Origin of the sequence: Pseudomonas taiwanensis DSM 21245, from assembly GCF_000425785.1 — a bacterium.
Lineage (GTDB): Bacteria > Pseudomonadota > Gammaproteobacteria > Pseudomonadales > Pseudomonadaceae > Aquipseudomonas > Aquipseudomonas taiwanensis.
Genome location: NZ_AUEC01000021.1, coordinates 76,259 through 94,702, shown reverse-complemented (window position 1 = coordinate 94,702; position 18,444 = coordinate 76,259). Strand labels below are relative to the sequence as shown.

The following is an 18,444-nucleotide window of genomic DNA, read 5'->3' as shown; positions in this document are numbered from 1 at the left end:
GAAAACAATGAGCATTCGCACTACCCCTGTCACCGCTAAGAGCGCGTGGACGCCTCACGATCTGGCCAATGACAACTCGTGGCTGTACCGCCTCGACTCCCGCGGGGTCGAAGAGCTGGAGGCTCTGCTGGATAAGGTTCGCCACCTGCCGATTACGGAAATTACCAAGGCAGATTTCCCCCTCGACTATCTGGTGCCGTTCGTCGAAGCAGTGGATCGCGAAGTGCAGCACGGTTTTGGCATGGCGGTGATTCGTGGGCTTCCCGTGCAGCGCTACACGAAAGAAGATGCTTCACGGATCTACTGGGGGATTGGCCTGTACCTGGGTACACCGGTGACCCAGAACAAGCGTGCTCATCTTTTGGGTCACGTTAAAGATGAAGGTGTCACTTATAGCCAAAAGACTCGAGGCTACAACACCAAGGCGAAATTGAACTTCCATACAGACAACGCCGACGTAGTTGGCCTGCTATGCCTGCGTACACCTCAATCGGGCGGGCTGAGTCGTTTCTCGAGTTCGAACACGATTTTCAATAGAATTCTCGAGACTCGTCCAGATCTGCTGGAGCCGCTTTTCGAGGGCTTCTACTATGACCTTAAAGGTGAACAGCGCCCAGGTGCCGGCGAACTGAGCGACCACAAAATTCCGGTCTTTAGCGATTACGAGGGGTATCTCAGTGCGCGGTACGTCCGTAACGCCATCGAACCTGCTTTCGCTAAAAGCGGCGAAGCTAAGACTGCCCTGCAGGAAGAGGCCCTGAATCTGTTCGACGCCTTGGCCACCGCTCCTGAGCAGTGCTTTGAGATGCAGTTCGAGCCTGGCGACATGCAGATGTTGAACAATCATACGATTGTTCATTCGCGGACTGAGTTCGTCGACTTCGAGGAAGATGATCGCAAGCGCCACTTGTTGCGGCTGTGGCTGCGCAACGACACTCGGCCGTTGGCGTTGGAGTTTGCAGAGCGTTTCGGCCCTGGCACCGCGCGCATGGGGGTGCCGAAATTCGATCGTGATATCAGTGAGGAGTGAAGCTTCACCCCAGTAATTTCTGGGGTGAAGGGCAGGGTGGGTGATTACTCCAATCGCCCGCCCTGGCGGTTATTTGATGCACCGAGGGCCTTGCTGATGCGAATTGCTTCGGCCAGCAATATTTCCTGAAGATCGGTACGAGTGGCGTCGAAACGATTGTTGATCCCTGATAGAGTCAACGACCCGATAAATTCGTTGTTTGCACCAAACAGTGGTGCTGCGATGGATGCGAGTAGAGGATCTGCGATACCTACTGATGCTATGACAAAGTCAAGACTCATGCTGTCTACGTCAGACAAAGGCTCTTCGCTAAATCGACGCAATATCCGTGCTGTTGACGTCTCATCCATCGGTAAGCGCTTGCCAGGTTGCATGCCTACTTTGATGAAATGGTTGGATTCTGATCGCAGCCAGCAAACCCGCCACTCGCCATCTCGGATATATACGGAAGAGGTTTCGCCAACCTTGTGAGTGAGTTGGTCAAGAGCCGTTTGAATAATCTCGGTAGCTTTCAGTGAGCGTTCAAACGCACGTCCTAACTGGAAGGCTCTGGGGCCTAGGCGGTAATTCCCATCTTGCCCTTTTCGCACGTATCCCCAGCGCTCAAACGAGATCATGTAGCGCAAGATGACACTCTTAAAAAGATCTGTGCGCTTTTCTAAGTCCGTTAAAGATAGCTCGGTCTCAGCTCCGATGAAAGCATCTAACAGAGCCAACGTTCTGTCTGCCGCGGCTACGGACCTGTCGACAGCTTGCGGCTTTTCTTGCATCGAATTGATCTCTACTGACTATAGGATTTGGAAATATACATCAAGGTGCCGTTTTGCTCAATAGCCTGGGGCGGGTTTAAAAGTCGATAATATTCTCAAAAGTGAGCTTTTTTATAGGTGAGCGGTGAGTCGCTAACGCCTTTGTTTGATGTAATTGATGATTTGGGGTGTTTGTTTTTATTGAGTGCTTGTCTAGCGATTTTCGAATTTCGTTTTGCACGTGTGGTGATGTGCTTTAATCAGTTGTTAGGGTTTTGTTTTGGGTCTGGTGGTGTTTCTTTGTGAACACAAGTTTAGCATTCGGTCGTGTGTGCAATCTATTGATCGATTTCTTGAGTGATCTCTGTCATATTCGTGGTTTAACTCTGGTTAGGGTTAATTCGATATAGTGCATTGAGAAGAATTTATTTGATGGTCGGTGATAACTGATTCTCGCTGAGCATTAAGTCTGCTGGCGGCCTGTTTTTCCAACGGGTATCCTTGATACTGCCTTAATTTCTCTTAGAGCCAAGCTGGACTGGATTGAGGAAATTCCAGGCTGGCGACGGAGCACCTCTTCTACGAAAATTCCGTAACTTTCGAGGTCAGTGGCCAACACTGTAAGAACATAGTCAGCCTCGCCCGTGACTTTATGGCAAGACAGCACCTGAGGCAGCTTCATGATCACCTGTTCGAACTCGTCAGGCGCGTTTGCCGAGTGGTTTCCAAAGCGCACCTGGGCGAATGCCATCACGTCGTAACCAAGTTTGCGTCGATCCAGGTTGGTCTGATAGTCCTTGATGATGCCCAGTTCTTCCATTCGCTTTCGTCGGCGCCAACATGGTGTAACGGTCATTGATAGTCGCTCGCTCAGCGCAGCGCTGGAAAGTGTGCCGTCCTCTTGTAAAAGCCGCAGCAGATCCAGATCCACTGCGTCGATTTGATCGTAAGCAAAATCTTTGCTCATGTATCCCATTTAATGTGGGTATTTTGCTCAAAAATACCGATAGTGTGAGCATAAAGCAAAGAATTTTCTGCAGCATAACGCGAGAATTGTTCATCCAGAAACCTGATCAGAAGGATACTCGCGTGCTGACGGTCTTCAGTGAAAACCATCGCTTACACCATGGGTGTGAGCTCAAGGACGGAGCCGTAACACCGTCTTTTGAAAGTCCGCAGCGCGCCGAGACCGTATTGGCGCGGGTTAAGAGCGCCGGCTTGGGTGATGTGATCAGTGCGCAGGCGTTCGATCGTGCCTGCTACGTCGCCGCACACAGTGAGCGCTATGTGGCCTTTCTGGAGAACGCTTGGGCTGAGTGGACTGCAACCGGCAAGACCCATGATGCCTTGCCATTAGTCTGGCCGGTGCGTGATCTTGCCATCGACCGCGAGCCAGGCTTCATAGACGGCAAACTTGGCTTCTACGCCATGGATGCCGGCGCGCCGATTACCGGTGGCACTTGGGAGGCGGTGCGCAGTAGTGCCGATGTGGCCCTTACCGGAATACAACGCGTGATCGACGGTGCGCCCAGTGCATTTGCTCTTTGCCGTCCGCCTGGCCACCACGCCGCCCGCGAATACATGGGCGGCTACTGCTACCTGAACAATGCGGCCATTGCCGCAGAGCGATGCCTGAGCCAGGGGGCCAAACGAGTTGCCGTGCTGGATGTGGATTTCCATCACGGTAATGGCACGCAGAACATTTTCTACGACCGCCCTGATGTCTTCTTTGCCTCCCTTCATGGTGACCCGCATGTGTCCTACCCGTACTTCTCGGGCTTTGAACACGAGCGGGGGGCGGGAGCGGGGGAGGGCTTCACCGTGAACTATCCACTGGCCAGAGGTACCGCCTGGGCCAGTTACCGACAGGCGCTGACCGACGCCCTGATCCGGATCGTCGCGTACAAACCCGACTTTCTGGTGATCTCGCTGGGCGTCGATACCTTCGAGGACGACCCAATCAGCCACTTCAAACTCACCAGCGAGGACTTCCTACGCTTAGGCGCGGACATCGCGGGAGCTGGCATTGCGACGCTGTCCGTGATGGAAGGCGGCTACATGGTCGATGAAATCGGCATCAACGCCGTTAACACCCTACAAGGATTTGAAGGCGGGCGCTAAGGCCCATGAGCTGGACTCACGCTGTCGGCCTGGGAAATATCGCCGGGTCGGCGACAGGCGTTGACACTCAAACAATAAAAAGAGGTCGCCCATGGAACCGATATCCGCAAGCGCTGAGCGACATAGGCGACAGATTTGCCTTTCTCGGTCACGTGCTTGACCGCTTCGATTTTGAATTCTTCGGGGTAATGCTGACGACTCATGGCACCTCCTGTTTGGACCTCATTATGAGGCTTGGAGGTGTCTAGGAAACCAGGCGCGATTCAGACAGCAGCATGTCTGAGATCGCCTATGCCGCCGCTACACAGCGTCTCTGCTAGAGTGGGCGGTGATACATGGAGAGCGCACATCCTCATCGTCCATCAAACGAGTTCTCAATAATGTGAAGTCGAAATGGTTTGAGGTGCCTGAAATACGCTTTCGCGAGTATACCGCCTACTGGTAAAGCAAGACTCTAGATCGCTGGATATTGCAGGTTATGGCTAGCGTCTGAGCACGTCGAGCTTGATCAATAGAATGCTGGAGAGCATGCCCAAATGACTTCGCTTTCTTCGCCATTTCCCCAGAATCTTGTCAATGATGTCGCGCTAAATGCAAAAGAGTCGCCTGCATTCAAGTGGTGAGCAACTCCATCGATTTCGAGAACTATCGAACCTCGTAAGACCAGACCACATTTAGCTCCTTCATTTTCGTTGTAGGGAGCTTCGCCGGTTGTCCCGTCGGCCTTCAGCACCACGCGCATCATTTGGATATCCGGCATGGTATCTGGCGTGAGCATGTCCTTCTCCATGCCGCTCGCGGGAAAATTGACATGGCGGCGGTTTGCTTTGCGGACGACGACATTGCTTTCCTCGGCGTCTACACTTTCCCGTTGGCCATCATCGAACAACCAGCTAATCGGCATGCCAAGAGCTTTGCAAAGCAGTACAAGTTTCCCGATTGAAGGCCGGGAATTACCGCGTTCAATCTGGCTTAGCTGGGCGGGAGAAATCCCTGCAGCTTTTGCTACCTGCACAAGTTTTAACCGTTTCATCTTGCGCCGTAGCCGAATTCGCGAACCAAGTTCGTCAATGGGGCCATTTTCAACCGAGGCATGCAAATCAATGTCGAGATCAGTGATGTCCATCGGGTTTTCAGGTAATTGATTCATGCTTAGCTCTCGGGAGATCTCTCATGATACTACATCAACTGTCGTATCTGTACCGCTCGCATCCTGAGGATCAATGATGATGAATACCTTGTGTGTCGTTTCAACTGTCTGCCAGGTACCAGCCCAGCCTCGATGAATAAGGCAGGTGTCGCCCGCGCGCACTTCGAGCTCATCACCTTCTGTGCCCAGGAGCCTCACGATCCCGGAGCCCATGATGAAAAACTCATCATGGGGGTAAGAGTCGACTTTGATAAACCCTGGCTCCCCCATCCACGCGCCATAGCGTACGCCGCTCCCGCTGGGCAGTTTTCCCGCAGGCCAGGATTGAGAGTAGGGCGCTGCGTCTGCCAATTCTGATGCCGTACCGCTAGGGCTAGGGCGTGGAGCGGTAGGGGCTGTGGGCAGTACTAATGTAGGGTATTTGACTGTTGAATGCATATTCAATCTCACTTTTTTCTGAAAGCCGGTTATCGCCCGGCGAACGTGTCTTTGAGTAGGTTCCAAACGATGGTCGCGTGAGCGCCAGCCCGCCAAAATCGATGAAAGGGAACAGGGTGGAGTGCTGTGCGCACTGGCAGCGCTATTTCTGTCTGACCTCCAGAGAGCACTCGATCTGCCAGCATTTTTCCAGCGGCGGTCGCTACCGCGATGCCTCGGCCGTTATAGCCATACATCAGGCGGACGCCTGGTTCAGGTTCAACAAGATGTGGATAGTGATCTGGTGTTACTGATACCTGGCCATACCAGCCCCAAGGGAATTTAATTCCTTGCAGAAAGGGCCACAGCTTCAATGCGTATTTTCGAAGGTGCTGGTAGTCCCCGTTTCCACGGGCGTCTCGTTGCGGGCCGCGTCCACCAATGATCAGTCGGCCTGCGTCATCCAGGCGGTAATAAACGACGTCCCAAGCGGTTTCAAATAGTGCTGATCCGCACGGCATGATGGCGTCTCTCATGGCCTGCGGAAGTGGTTCGGTTGCTGTGAGGTAGGTGTAAACGGGCACCATTGCCTTTTGCAGGCCTGGCCATACTCCATCGGCGTAACCGTTGGTACATACAATGAGCTGTGTAGCCTGCGCTTGCCCGATCTGAGTCTTGAGTCGGAAGCCGCCATTTTGCCTTGAGATCGATTCGACCCGGCTCTGTGTGAACAAGGCCGCCCCTTTCCCTTGAGCAGCTAGCGCGAGTCCTCTGGCATAAGCCAATGGGTTGATGTGCCCACCGCGTCCATCCATGGCGCCGCCGAGATAAACATTGGTACCCGTCAGTCGGGCTATCTCTTGAGCATCTAGATAACGAACCGGGTGCCCAGCGGCCGAATTCTGATGGACGTGGGCATTCACCTGACGCAACCCCGCAGCGTCTACAGCTGCTCGTATAGATCCGGTTCGACGGGGCTCACAGTCTATTCCCAATGTTCCAATGAGATCGAACACCTCACCTGCAGCGTCACTCGCCATCCGGTTCATGCGTGCGCCGAGTGAAGAGCCCCAGTGTTTCTCAACGTCGTCGGGGAGCTCTTTCAACCCAGGATTAACCTGCCCTCCATTACGTCCAGAGCATCCGTGACCAATGTCGGCAGCTTCAAGAAGCACAACATTGGCTCCGCCTTCAGCAAGCCGAAGAGCAGCGCTGAGGCCTGTGTATCCACCGCCGATGATCGCAACGTCGGCACTGACCACGCCTGCAAGACGGCTAGTCTCAACCACCGGGCGTGCGGTTGCCTCGTACAAGTTCTTCATCGCAGGGTCTCCGGTTCATCAGAGTGGCAGTGGGCTGGCAGAGCAATCCAGCTAACGAAAATAAATTTACGCATGGTTTTTTTTAAAAGCAATAAAAAAATACGTACAAATTTTTATTGCAATGGAAAATAAATAGTGGTTTTCTTTTGCCACAGCCTTTTTGCACGTCCCGCTTCCAACCGCCGCTTGGCGCTTGAAGAGATGCGACGACGCCAGAAATGATTTCGATCTAGGCAGCGTAAACGTCGGATAGGGATGGAAATGAAACACCCACCCGCTCGGTCATCCGGGCTACGGTGCAAGTGCCTACACACCACAAAATGATTAGGAGAAGGCTCATGAAAAAGACACTTGCGCTGAGCGCTTGCGTCACCCTTTTCTGCGCAGCTACCGCGAGCGCAGCAACACCTGTGGCCGGGGAGACAGCTGCAGGATCACACAAAGGTGAGAGCGTTACCTTCGTGTCGTATGGCGGGGTGTACCAGGCCGGGCAGATTGCGGCACTCAAGGAGTTCGCTGACGTGAGTGGGGTCAGCATCCTCTCTGATGGGCCTACAGAAGTGGCCAAGTTGCAGGCTCAGTCACAGGCTGGGAATGTCATGTGGGACGTGGTCGACAGCGGCGACATGATTCCATACGTGTACTGCGGGACTCTGTTCGAGAGACTCGACTTCAAGCGTATCGATACCTCGAAAATCCCTTCTGGCCAAGTCGGGGAGTGTAGCGTGCCGGCAATGAACTATGCCGCCATTCTCGTCTACAACAAGAAAGTCTACGGCGACCATCCGCCGCAAAGCTGGGCGGATTTTTTCGATACTAAAAAATTCCCAGGGACACGGGCGATGCCTGGATATGGGGATGCTGAGGGGTACATCATCGACCTCGCGCTGCTCGCTGATGGCGTCCCCAAAGACCAGCTTCATCCCGCGAACATTGATCGTGCCCTCGATAAATATCGCGGTATGCGCGATCACCTGATCCTGTGGCAGACGGGTGCCCAGTCCCAGCAACTCCTAGAGAGTGGCGAGGCGGACATGGCCATTGTGTGGAGTGGTCGAGCGAAGGCCGCAGTCGAAAATGGTGCGAGCTATGCCCCTGTATGGAAGGACTGGGTGGTCGTAAAAGATCAGCTGTCGATTCCCGTGGGAGCTCCGAACAGGGATGCGGCCTACTCGCTACTCAATGCTTATCTGGGTAGGGCTGCCCAAGAGCGACTTGCAGAGACTACGTCATATTCGCCTGTGAACATCGACGCACGTCCAAAGCTCGATCCGCTAACCGCACAGTGGATGACTAACACCCCTGAGAAACTGGCGAGCGCGTTCAATTACGATCTCGACTACTGGGTCAAGCACAACGCAGAGCTCAAAGAAAAGTGGGCCGCGTTCATTACGGGTAACTGAGTGATTGCTATCGGTCGGGCGAAGGCGCCCGATCGGTGGCGTGTTTCGCGGCCACAGCTGCGGCAAGTTACTCCTCTTTGCCCGAAGGTAGCACAATATGTCCATGATTCAACCGAGTACGCCCAAGTCGCCCAAGGCGGTGCAGACGCGGTCGTTCTTACTCACCCTGCCGGCGCTAGCCTTGTTTATTTGCGTGATGATTGCGCCTCTGGCCATCATCGTTTTGCGCAGTTTCACTGAGCCCGCGCTTGGACTTCAGAACTATCAATGGTTCTTCAGTGGTGACGTAAACATCACCATACTCGCCCGTACGTTCAACACTGCATTCTGGGTCACTCTGTGCTGTGTGATAACGGCCTATCCTTTCGCTTTTGCAATGTCCGTCGTAGGACCTCGTCTGCGCACATTAATGATGCTTTGCGTGATGGTGCCTTTTCTGGTTTCAGGTGTGATCCGAACGTTCGCTTGGGTCATTTTGCTTCAGGACTCAGGGCTGATTAACCACGCTCTGATGTCTCTGGGCTTCGATAAGCTTCGGCTCATCCGCACCCAACTTGGAGTGAATATCGGTATGACGCAAATATTGCTCCCGTTTATGGTCATGCCGTTGTATTCGGTGATGCGCAGTATCGATATGCGCCTGCTACAAGCAGCTAGCAGCCTTGGCGGGTCGCCTATTGGCATCTTTTTCCAAGTATATCTTCCCCTGTCGCTGCCTGGCGTAGCCGCTGGGGCGCTGACGGTCTTCATTCTGGCTCTCGGTTTCTATATCACACCTCTGTTACTCGGCGGCCCTGCCAGTACGTTGCTGTCGACGTTGATTCAACAGCAAGTCCTTTCCTTGCTGAACTGGGGGCGCGGAGGCGCAATGGGAGTGGTTTTGCTGGTGGCGACAATGGCTCTGTTGGTGGTTGTCGCACCGCTCCTGAAGCGTAAGTACGACGCAACCGGAGGTAGCAAATGAGCGAGCTGTTAGGTCGTCTGACTCTGGGGGCAATTTGCGGATTTATCGCGCTTTGGCTGGTAGCTCCGACACTTGTAATCATTCCTATGTCATTCGCTGATCGCCAATCGCTAGCGTTTCCTCCCACTGGATTTTCGCTGCAGTGGTACAAGAACATTTTCACTGACGCTGCATGGTCTGGAAGTTTGTGGACATCGATCAAGATCGGTTCGGTGGTCGCCGTCTTAGCTACTGCTATAGGCGCAATGGCGGCATTGGGTATCCATCGAATGCAGAGTCGTGCTGGAGCAGTAATTCGCCTGATGCTGCTCACCCCAATCATCATTCCGGGGGTAGTGCTGGCAGTAGGTATCTACGCAGTGTGTCTCCAGACTCATATGGTTGGCACGTACAGCGGCTTCATTTTGGCTCATACTCTATTGGCGATCCCATTTGTGATCATCGCAGTAGGTGCCAGTTTGGCGATGTTTGATAACCGACTGGAAACCGCAGCCGCAAGTCTGGGTGCTTCGAAGCTCTCTACGTTCTTTAGCGTGACAGTTCCTTTAATCATGCCTGGTCTCGTTTCGGGCGCAATCTTTGCTTTTGTCACCTCCTTTGACGAGGTGGTTGTTTCCCTGTTCATCGCGAGCCCACAGATTAAAACACTGCCGGTACAGATCTATTCATCCATGACCCGAGACTCCGACCCCACTGTAGCGGCCCTAGGCACCTTGATGTTTGCCGCGACCCTGTTGGCGGTCAGTGCGAGCTTTTTCTTCAGTTCTAAAGGACGTAAGTCATGACCAATGCAACGCCGCAGCGGGGCGCCGCGATAAAGATCACCAATGCCAGTAAATACTATGGGCCCTTCACAGCGCTCGATAACATTGACCTGGACGTCAATCCGGGGGAGTTCATCTCGTTTCTTGGCCCATCAGGTTCGGGAAAAACCACGACCCTTAACGCCATCGCTGGTTTTACCAATCTGAGTGAAGGTGAGATACATCTGGGAGGGCAGGCTATCAGCCACGTTCCTGCCCACAAGCGCAATATCGGTGTTGTATTTCAGCACTACGCATTGTTCCCGCACATGACGGTGGAACAAAACGTCGCCTATCCGCTACGCCAACGAGGCGTCCCTAGAGCTGAGCGTCAGGTAGCGGTGGCTGATGCGCTGGCCAAAGTAGAGCTGGCTGCATTTGCTGACCGTTATCCGAGCGCGCTATCTGGCGGACAACAGCAACGCGTAGCCCTTGCTAGGGCAATGGTTTTTTCTCCCCCTCTGTTGCTCATGGACGAACCGCTTGGCGCTCTTGATAAGAAGCTGCGTGAAGTCCTTCAGTTGGAGATCAAGCGGCTGCACCGTGAGATCGGAAGCACTTTTATCTACGTGACCCATGACCAGGAAGAGGCTCTGGTGCTGTCGGATCGGATCGCGGTTTTCAACAAGGGCAAGGTCGAACAAATCGGCTCCAGTGAGGAGCTATACGAACGACCCAAAACCCTTTTTGTAGGCCGATTCATTGGCGAGAGTTCGATTATCCGAGGCCCCTATCGGATTGAAGGGCAGCGCGTACTTCTCAATGTGGCTAACCAGGAAGTCGTAATCGATAAATTGCCCCAAGCCCCTGGCCCTCACGCACTGTTAATACGCCCAGACAAGGTTCGCCTTGCGCGCGGCAATGGAGTTGCCGGATTTAACAGTCTCCCAGCCGTGGTGACCGAAAAACTCTACTTAGGTGCTGACGTGCGCTACGACGTTATTTTATCCAATGGCTCTGTGGTTACCTCACGGATGCCGGCGCGGCAAGCTCTCTTTGAGATCGGTGACGTTGTAGTGGTCGAATGGCTCCCAGCGGACGGCATCTTTCTACCAGACGACTCGCCTGCTGATGAAGAGGAAAAGATGTGAACAAGCCCCCACTACACACAGATGTACCTGCTCCGTTGGCGGACGCTTCCGCGCTGGCACAGATCGGCGCAGTCGCCATGGCCGAAGCTTTCCGGCGCAAGGAGCTGTCGCCAGTTGAGGCTACTCAGGCGGCATTGGATCGTGCTGAGGAGATCAATCCGAAGTTTAATGCGTTCACATTCCTTGACGCAGAGCGAGCGCTGGCAGCGGCCCATGCATCGGAGCGCCGGTGGAGAAGCGGTAAACCTTTATCACCCGTTGATGGCATTCCGACAACACTTAAAGACATCGTTTGGGTTGAAGGCTGGCGCGTAAGTTACGGCTCTCACACGACATCTCAGCTTCCCTGTTCCGCAGATGCTCCTGCGGTTGGGCTGATGCGAAATGCGGGATCAGTTTTCATCGGACAGACGACTACACCAGAGTTTGGCTGGAAAGCAGTTACTGACAGCCCGCGTTTTGGTGTGACTCGTAACCCATACGATCCATCGCTGACGCCAGGTGGCTCTTCGGGTGGCGCGGCGGTGGCTGCAGCCACTGGCGCTGGAGTGCTTCATCTTGGTACGGATGGTGGTGGTTCAATTCGCGTGCCTGCAGCGTTTACAGGCATAGTTGGCCTCAAGCCTACATTCGGTCGTGTGCCTGCGTACCCGGCAAGCGTCTTCGGAACGGTCGCGCACCTTGGGCCAATGGCGCGCAGTGTAGCGGATGCGGAGTTAATGCTGCACGCGATGTCGGGTAGAAGCATTACGGACTGGGCTCAAGGCGCCGGAGCGTTACCTGCCTTGCACAGCGGCCAAGTGGAGTTGCGAGGGCAGCGAATCGCTTACTGGCGCAGCCCCCCACAGGGCCATGTTGACCTTGCCATTCAGCAGCGCCTAGACGCGGTGGTTGAGCGTCTCGTCCAGCAAGGCGCATCAGTTGAGGTGGTTGATCTACCCGCTGCCGAAATTCTGAATATTTTTCAGCGCCATTGGTTCTCTGGTGCAGCTGCACGTCTGGCGGCTTTACCTCAAAATGCGCAGGCGTTCATGGATCCCGGCTTTATCAGTACTGCCCGTCAAGGGGGCGACTGGAGCGCTGCAGAGCTTGTGGATGCGCAGAATCGTCGTGCAGCGTTTGGAGCAGCGATGGAGAGCTTGCTTAACGACTATGACGTCTTGATCTCACCAGCCGCCTCAATCCTTCCCTTCGCTGCAGGGATGGAGGTGCCACCAGACGGTGCCTACAAGCACTGGACTGAGTGGGCAGGCTTCAGCTTCCCTATCAATCTCAGTCAGCAACCTGCGTTGGCGATGCCATGCGGTACGACCGAAAACGGTATTCCCATTGGTCTACAACTAGTCATGTCCAGGGGACAAGACGCGCGATTACTTGCGCTAGGCAAAACAATCGAATTGCTTTTAGCTGCGTCTCACTAAGCAACTGCAACCTGTGCTGAGGCGGTAAGCCTGAGCTTCCAAAGGAGTGGTGTATGGACAATTCACTGAGTTTCTACATTGACGGCGAATGGGTCACCCCTGCAGATCGGCAGCGCTTGAAAGTCGAAAACCCTGCAACCGAAGAAACTGTCGGAGAGATCAGCTTAGGCAACGCTCAGGACGTCGACTTGGCTGTTCACGCTGCGAGAAGGGCGTTTCAGAGTTTCTCCAAAACTTCGCCCAGCGACCGATTGGCTCTATTGCAACGAATTCTGGAGGTTTATGACAGTCGACTGAATCAGCTTGGGGAGACGATGAGCCAGGAAATGGGGGCTCCGTTACCATTTGCAGTCCAGTGGCAGGCAGGCATCGGCAGCCGACATCTCCAGCAGATCATCAAAACTCTTGAACAGTTTTCTTTCGTCCAGGTACGTGAAGCAGGGCTGCGCGTAAGCAAGGAGCCAATCGGAGTGGTGGGTATGATCACTCCGTGGAACTGGCCAATGAACCAGATTCTCTGCAAGGTCGCGCCTGCAATTGCCGCAGGCTGCACTATGGTGCTTAAACCCTCGGAGTTGGCACCCCTTAACGCGATTTTGTTTGCAGAGATTATGGACGAAGCGGGTGTGCCGCCCGGAGTTTTCAATCTGGTCAATGGCGATGGCGTCACGGTAGGAGGTGCGATCTCTCAGCACCCCGGGATTGACATGGTGTCGTTCACAGGTTCTACCCAGGCTGGCATTCTAGTTGCCAAATCCGCTGCAGACACCATCAAGCGAGTACACCAGGAGCTTGGGGGAAAGTCCGCTAACATTTTGCTTCCCGATGCCAACCTGGAGGATGCTGTTAGAAAGGGCGTTTTCGCGTGTTTTAGCAATGCTGGCCAAAGTTGCAATGCCCCAACCCGGATGCTGGTACCAGCAGCTTTGCACGATAAAGCTGTCGGTATTGCAGCGGCAACAGCCTCGAAAATCCGCACGGGTCTGCCTACTGAAGATGGAATTGATATTGGGCCTGTGATTAGCAGGCAGCAATTTGAGAAAATCCAAGCATCGATTCAGAAAGGGATCAATGAAGGTGCAGACTTGATAGCCGGTGGTGTGGGTCGTCCCGAAGACTTAATGCGCGGTCACTTTGTACGGCCAACTATTTTTGCGAATGTCAAACCTTGGATGACCATTTCCAAGGAGGAGATTTTTGGCCCAGTGCTGGCTATTATTCCTTATGAGTCGGAGGCGGACGCAATCGCTTTAGCGAACGATACTGTGTATGGCTTGGCCGCCTATGTTCAAGGGGCTGATCGTGAAGCATTAGCTAGGGTTGCAGGTAGCTTGGAGGCAGGGACGGTCTACATCAATTATCCAGCCTGGAACCCAGCTGCGCCATTTGGAGGTTTCAAGCAGTCAGGAAATGGTCGGGAGTATGCTGAGTTTGGACTTGAAGAATTTCTGGAAGTGAAAGGCATTGTGGGTTATTGATCAAGAGGTCATGGTTTCGGCGAGCAATGCCTATTCAGGATTGCTCGCTGCGAGTTCCTAATCAGAGATCGCCAGGCCGCGAAAGAGTCAACTCCCAATAATTGGTTACCGCAATCGGGCCACCACTTTGGACTGCTTGCATCGTGCCTAATTTCCTAGGCTCTTTACGAAATGCCGAGAAACCCAATCGGCAGTAAGCGGACGGCGAACTCTCCTTCCGAACTCCAGCTTTAAGGGCGATGGTGTCCGCGTATTTTTAAGCGGACGCGATCGCCCTTATCGTCAGGATTTCCATGCGCCAACGAAGCTCTTATCCGAAACCGTTCAAAGCCCAGGTCGTTCAGGAATGCCTGCAACCTGGCGCATCCTATTTAGTGTTCCGCAATTTAGGCTTATTTATAACGACTCCCCGTCTCGAAGGCAGGAGCTGAGGCCGTCACAGCTGGCTGACCACTGTGTCAGCCATTCAGGCAAAGGTGGTGAGTGCTCCTCCAAACCCAGCTCGCGGGCGAATTCGGTTGGACAGACGTTGCCTCGAGGGCTCCGGAACAAACCACGAATAACAATCACGGCGATTACCCTCCCATGTTTGACGAAACGATGTTCGATGAATGACCACTTGCTATCCCAGCCCAACAAGCTGGTGTGGATTTCAAAACTCTCGAATAATTTCAGTTCTTGGCGAAACTTGCCTAAAGCGTCACCAACTATCGGTATTGCGCGGTGCCTTAGCGCTGCACGAAAAGCACCGGTGCGTAACACGTAATCCATTCGCGCGACGTCAGACATTGTGAAGTAACGTCCGTTAGTGACGTGCCGGTTAAAGTCAAGGTCTAGAGGCCAAACCCTTAAACGGGTTACAGTTGTAGCTAAACCTGAAGTTGGATTCCGCCAAGGACGGCGCAGCAGCAGTAGTAACAAACGGAACCAGAGATTCATGGAGCTAAGCCCTGCAATGGAAAGAGCGGAATCCTAGTCGAGAATCATGTTTCTAAACAGGTTTATAAGTGAAATAATTCATGCGATTCATGACAAAGTATTTGGTTTGAATCGCGTCGTTGAAGCAAGCATGGTATACGGGTGTGCTCTACGATGGATATCATGAATATGAAGCAATCAGGCTGCGATGCTGAACTTATTGGAATTGTTGGGATAGATGCTGAGAGATTTGGTAAGCGTGGTCTGACTTGGTCGGCTCAAGTAACTCTTCATCTTGATCGGTGCGAGGGATGGTTAGAGGGAAGGTGTGAAGGAATTTGTGGGGCGTGTGGCTAGTCTGTTAATTTCGCTTCTAACATATGCCTGAAGCGTCGCATTTTTATATAAGACGCGTATCTCCGGGCGCTGGTTTTTTCGGCCCATAAGCGAGTGGGGGATGATGTCGCCATCCAGCGGAGAAGTGGTCTAGCCCAACATCTGGGGGAAACGAGATGCGGCTGAGCAGAAAGTCGTGGCTGAGTTCGATGAGGCTGCTGAGTCCTATCACAATAAGGTGCTTCATGCTGTGCGCGAGGTTGAAGATAACCTTGCCCAGATCGGCGATCTTGGCCAACAAGCCAGGGATGTGAAAAGCGCTGCAGATGCTGCCACGGCAGCAGAAAGTATTGCCATGAATAGCTACAAGCAGGGAGCGGTAAGCCTTCTCGACGTTCTCACCGCCCAGCTCGATGCGCTGCAGACGAAGCAGGATCTTCAAGCGCTACATATCAAGCAGGTAGAGACATGCATTGGCTTGATGGTATCGCTTGGCGGCGGGTGGGCTCAGCAGCCAGGCTGATGCGTTGTGACCTCAGATGCAACTTTGTAAGCAGGCGGAAGAGCAGAAAAAAGGCATTCGTAGCGCTTCAAGCCTCGGCCTCTCTGCCAGCACGTTACATTTCGAAAGGAGCCACTTTAAGTATCCATTCCGCAATCTATGCACGCAACAGTGCCTTGGTGGTGGTCAGTTGCTACAGATGCTTGCTGTGGGGCTCAGTGCAACAGATTTCAAGCGTCCTTCTGCTCGATGTTGCCGCTGACCGAAAACTGACCCAGTTTCGCCCATTGTGCTGACTGAAAACTGACCCAGGTGTTCCACTGCACCTGCTCATTTTTTGAGCAGGAGAACACAGGGTGATCAGCATGGAAATGATGGGCAAAATTCGGCGGATGTATTTCCGCGACAAGCTGTCGTTGCATGAGATAGTCAAGCGCACCGGCCTGTCGCGCAACACCATCCGAAAATGGGTCAGAGCGCCGGAGTCCAAGCAGCCGGTTTATCAGCGTCGAGCCGTGTTCAACAAGCTCAGTCCCTTTCACGAGATGTTGGAGCAGGCGCTGCGGGCTGATGCCTTGAGGGCGAAGCAACATCGCCGCAGTGCCAAGGCGCTACTGGCCATGATTCGCGCTGAAGGCTATGACGGCGGCTACAGCCAGCTCACTGCCTTCGTTCGTCATTGGCGCGGAGAACAAGGCAAGGCGGTACGGGCATTTGTGCCGTTGGCGTTCGCGCTGGGCGAGGCCTTCCAGTTCGATTGGAGCGAGGAAGGTCTGCTGATTGGCGGTGTTTTCAGGCGCGTCCAGGTCGCGCATATGAAGCTCTGTGCCAGCCGAGCCTTCTGGCTTGTGGCCTATCCCAGCCAAGGGCATGAGATGCTGTTCGATGCCCATACCCGCTCATTCGCCGCCTTGGGCGGCGTGCCGCGTCGCGGCATCTACGACAACATGAAAACGGCGGTCGACAAGGTCTCCAAGGGTAAAGGTCGCACGGTCAATGCTCGTTTCATGGTGATGTGCTCGCACTACCTGTTCGACCCGGACTTCTGCAACGTAGCGTCCGGCTGGGAAAAAGGTATCGTCGAAAAGAACGTCCAAGACAGTCGGCGCCGCATCTGGCTGGCCGCCCGCGACAACACTTTCCATAGCTTCGAAGAGCTGAATGCCTGGCTTGCCCAGCGCTGCCGGGCTCTGTGGCACGAGCTGATCCATCCGCAGTACAACGGCCTCACCGTCGCAGAAGTCTTGGAGCTGGAGCGCGTCGAAATGATGCCGATGCCGACGCCCTTCAACGGCTATGTAGAGCGCACGGTTCGCGTTTCCAGCACCTGTCTGATCAACGTGGCTCGCAACCGCTATTCAGTACCCTGCGAGCGTGTTGGACAGTGGGTTAGCAGTCAGCTCTATCCCTCGCGGATCGTCGTGATTGCCGATGATGGTGTGATTGCCAGCCATGAGCGCCTGTTTGATCGCGATCAGGTCAGCTACGACTGGCAACACTATATCCCCCTCATTGAGCGTAAACCGGGAGCCCTACGCAATGGTGCCCCGTTTGCCGACCTGCCCAAGCCACTACGCCTGCTCAGGCGCGGGCTGCGGCGGCATCTACAGGGTGATCGGGTCATGACCCAGGTCTTGGCCGCCGTGCCCATCGCTGGGCTGGATGCTGTCCTCGTAGCGGTTGAGCTGGTTTTGGAGTCCGGCAGCCTGAGCGCTGACCACATCCTCAATATCGTGGCCCGTCTGACCGCCCGTGACGCACCACCCTCGGTCGAAACCAACCTGCAACTGAAAGTTACCCCTATCGCCAATACCGCGCGCTATGACCGGTTGCGCAGCACAGATGAGGAGGTGCGCAATGCGTGATCTTACAGAGGAACTCAAAGACTTACGCCTGCACGGCATGGCCACTGCCTGGGCAGATCTGGCCGCACAAGGTGAATCCACCACCGCCTCATCGAAATGGCTGATCGAGCATCTCCTCGATCAGGAACACGCCGACCGGGCAGTGCGCTCGGTACATCATCAGATGAATATGGCGAAACTGCCCATGCACCGCGATCTGGCTGGCTTCGACTTCGGTGTATCCAGCGCTGATGCCCGGCTGATCAAGGAACTGTCCACTCTGACCTTCACCGACACAGCTCAAAATGTGGTGTTCATCGGCGGCCCTGGCACCGGTAAAACGCACCTCGCCACCGCCCTGGCGGTGGCCGGCATCACCCAACACAACAAGCGTGTACGCTTCCACTCCACGGTCGATCTGGTCAACCTGCTGGAACGTGATAAGCACGAGGGCAAAACGGGGCGGATCGCCCGGGGGCTACTGCGTGCAGATCTGGTAATCCTTGATGAGCTTGGTTACCTACCTTTCAGTCAGAGCGGCGGAGCCTTGCTGTTCCACCTGCTCTCGAAGCTTTACGAGCACACCAGCGTGATCATCACCACCAATCTCAGCTTCGCCGAATGGTCGAGCGTATTTGGCGACGCCAAGATGACCACGGCCTTGCTCGACCGATTGACACACCACTGCCACATCGTCGAGACGGGGAATGAATCGTACCGCCTGCAAAACAGCACCTTGGTGGCCAAGACCAAGATCCAGGCGAGGGAGCGTAGGCGACAGGATATCGAGGAGGCGGAGGACGACCCGTTTTGACCTCTTTGGGCTGGCCTTGCTGAGTGCAGGGTCAGCACTTTTACGACGCTGTCGACTGCTAGGCTTATCCACAATTGCCGG

General features: G+C 54.3%; 17 protein-coding genes and 1 pseudogene. 11 read left to right on the top strand and 7 right to left on the bottom strand.

From position 1 onward, the window contains the following. Positions 1 to 7 precede the first annotated feature (7 nt). Positions 8 to 1,030, top strand: a complete 1,023-nt coding sequence (locus tag H620_RS0110055) for a TauD/TfdA family dioxygenase (protein WP_027907268.1) — start codon at positions 8 to 10, stop codon at positions 1,028 to 1,030. A 44-nt stretch (positions 1,031 to 1,074) separates the two neighbouring features. Here the strand turns inward: H620_RS0110055 and H620_RS25695 are convergent, their stop codons facing one another. Together H620_RS25695 and H620_RS0110045 are read right to left on the bottom strand one after the other, a co-directional pair. After that, positions 1,075 to 1,800: an IclR family transcriptional regulator gene (locus H620_RS25695; RefSeq protein WP_049818757.1), complete on the bottom strand. Its 726-nt coding sequence runs from the start codon at positions 1,798 to 1,800 to the stop codon at positions 1,075 to 1,077. A gap of 442 nt (positions 1,801 to 2,242) precedes the next feature. After that, positions 2,243 to 2,746, bottom strand: coding sequence for an Lrp/AsnC family transcriptional regulator (locus tag H620_RS0110045; RefSeq protein ID WP_027907267.1), 504 nt, complete (start codon positions 2,744 to 2,746; stop codon positions 2,243 to 2,245). Positions 2,747 to 2,868: 122 nt separating this feature from the next. Here H620_RS0110045 and H620_RS0110040 point away from each other — a divergent pair, with 122 nt between their 5' ends. Continuing rightward, positions 2,869 to 3,900 (top strand): histone deacetylase family protein, encoded by a 1,032-nt coding sequence (locus H620_RS0110040; protein ID WP_027907266.1) that lies wholly within the window; start codon positions 2,869 to 2,871, stop codon positions 3,898 to 3,900. 98 nt (positions 3,901 to 3,998) lie between these two features. On the opposite strand, the pseudogene H620_RS26930 reads toward H620_RS0110040, so the two are convergent. From H620_RS26930 to H620_RS0110020, 4 genes and pseudogenes are all read right to left on the bottom strand, one after another. After that, positions 3,999 to 4,103: pseudogene (locus H620_RS26930) on the bottom strand (transposase); the annotation flags it as partial. A gap of 305 nt (positions 4,104 to 4,408) precedes the next feature. Continuing rightward, the gene (locus H620_RS0110030; protein ID WP_081669669.1) at positions 4,409 to 5,050 is read right to left on the bottom strand and encodes a helix-turn-helix domain-containing protein; all 642 of its coding nucleotides are present in this window, start codon (positions 5,048 to 5,050) and stop codon (positions 4,409 to 4,411) included. Between the two features lie 21 nt (positions 5,051 to 5,071). Further along, complete coding sequence (locus H620_RS27755) at positions 5,072 to 5,488, bottom strand: cupin domain-containing protein (RefSeq protein WP_081669668.1); 417 nt, start codon at positions 5,486 to 5,488, stop codon at positions 5,072 to 5,074. 29 nt (positions 5,489 to 5,517) lie between these two features. After that, positions 5,518 to 6,789, bottom strand: coding sequence for an NAD(P)/FAD-dependent oxidoreductase (locus H620_RS0110020; protein ID WP_027907264.1), 1,272 nt, complete (start codon positions 6,787 to 6,789; stop codon positions 5,518 to 5,520). A gap of 338 nt (positions 6,790 to 7,127) precedes the next feature. Here H620_RS0110020 and H620_RS0110015 point away from each other — a divergent pair, with 338 nt between their 5' ends. The 6 genes from H620_RS0110015 (at position 7,128) to H620_RS0109990 (ending at position 13,949) form a co-directional block, all read left to right on the top strand. Beyond that, positions 7,128 to 8,192 carry an extracellular solute-binding protein gene (locus tag H620_RS0110015; protein ID WP_027907263.1) on the top strand — a complete coding sequence of 355 codons (1,065 nt, stop codon included), beginning with the start codon at positions 7,128 to 7,130 and terminating at the stop codon, positions 8,190 to 8,192. A 97-nt stretch (positions 8,193 to 8,289) separates the two neighbouring features. Beyond that, the gene (locus tag H620_RS0110010; RefSeq protein WP_027907262.1) at positions 8,290 to 9,156 is read left to right on the top strand and encodes an ABC transporter permease; all 867 of its coding nucleotides are present in this window, start codon (positions 8,290 to 8,292) and stop codon (positions 9,154 to 9,156) included. Then, on the top strand, positions 9,153 to 9,941 hold the full coding sequence (locus H620_RS0110005) for an ABC transporter permease (protein ID WP_027907261.1): 789 nt from the start codon (positions 9,153 to 9,155) through the stop codon (positions 9,939 to 9,941). Before H620_RS0110010 ends, H620_RS0110005 begins: the two co-directional genes overlap by 4 nt. Further along, a complete protein-coding gene (locus H620_RS0110000; protein WP_027907260.1) occupies positions 9,938 to 11,050 on the top strand; it encodes an ABC transporter ATP-binding protein in 1,113 nt (370 codons plus the stop codon). The genes H620_RS0110005 and H620_RS0110000 overlap by 4 nt, the downstream gene beginning before the upstream one ends. Next, the gene (locus H620_RS0109995; protein ID WP_049818753.1) at positions 11,047 to 12,471 is read left to right on the top strand and encodes an amidase; all 1,425 of its coding nucleotides are present in this window, start codon (positions 11,047 to 11,049) and stop codon (positions 12,469 to 12,471) included. Before H620_RS0110000 ends, H620_RS0109995 begins: the two co-directional genes overlap by 4 nt. Positions 12,472 to 12,524: 53 nt before the next feature. After that, positions 12,525 to 13,949 carry an aldehyde dehydrogenase family protein gene (locus tag H620_RS0109990; protein WP_027907258.1) on the top strand — a complete coding sequence of 475 codons (1,425 nt, stop codon included), beginning with the start codon at positions 12,525 to 12,527 and terminating at the stop codon, positions 13,947 to 13,949. A 396-nt stretch (positions 13,950 to 14,345) separates the two neighbouring features. Here H620_RS0109990 and H620_RS26370 read toward each other — a convergent pair whose 3' ends face one another. Beyond that, entirely contained in the window at positions 14,346 to 14,888 is a 543-nt protein-coding gene (locus H620_RS26370; protein ID WP_081669667.1) for a thioesterase family protein, read from the bottom strand. Positions 14,889 to 15,363: 475 nt separating this feature from the next. Between H620_RS26370 and H620_RS0109985 the strand changes: the two genes are divergently transcribed. The 3 genes from H620_RS0109985 to istB all read left to right on the top strand — a co-directional run bounded on the left by H620_RS0109985 (position 15,364) and on the right by istB (position 18,363). Next, on the top strand, positions 15,364 to 15,726 hold the full coding sequence (locus tag H620_RS0109985; RefSeq protein WP_081669666.1) for a TolC family protein: 363 nt from the start codon (positions 15,364 to 15,366) through the stop codon (positions 15,724 to 15,726). Positions 15,727 to 16,070: 344 nt separating this feature from the next. Further along, complete coding sequence (gene istA / locus H620_RS0109980) at positions 16,071 to 17,570, top strand: IS21 family transposase (protein WP_167332798.1); 1,500 nt, start codon at positions 16,071 to 16,073, stop codon at positions 17,568 to 17,570. Further along, positions 17,563 to 18,363 (top strand): IS21-like element helper ATPase IstB, encoded by an 801-nt coding sequence (istB, locus tag H620_RS0109975; RefSeq protein WP_023379379.1) that lies wholly within the window; start codon positions 17,563 to 17,565, stop codon positions 18,361 to 18,363. Before istA ends, istB begins: the two co-directional genes overlap by 8 nt. Positions 18,364 to 18,444: the final 81 nt, after the last annotated feature.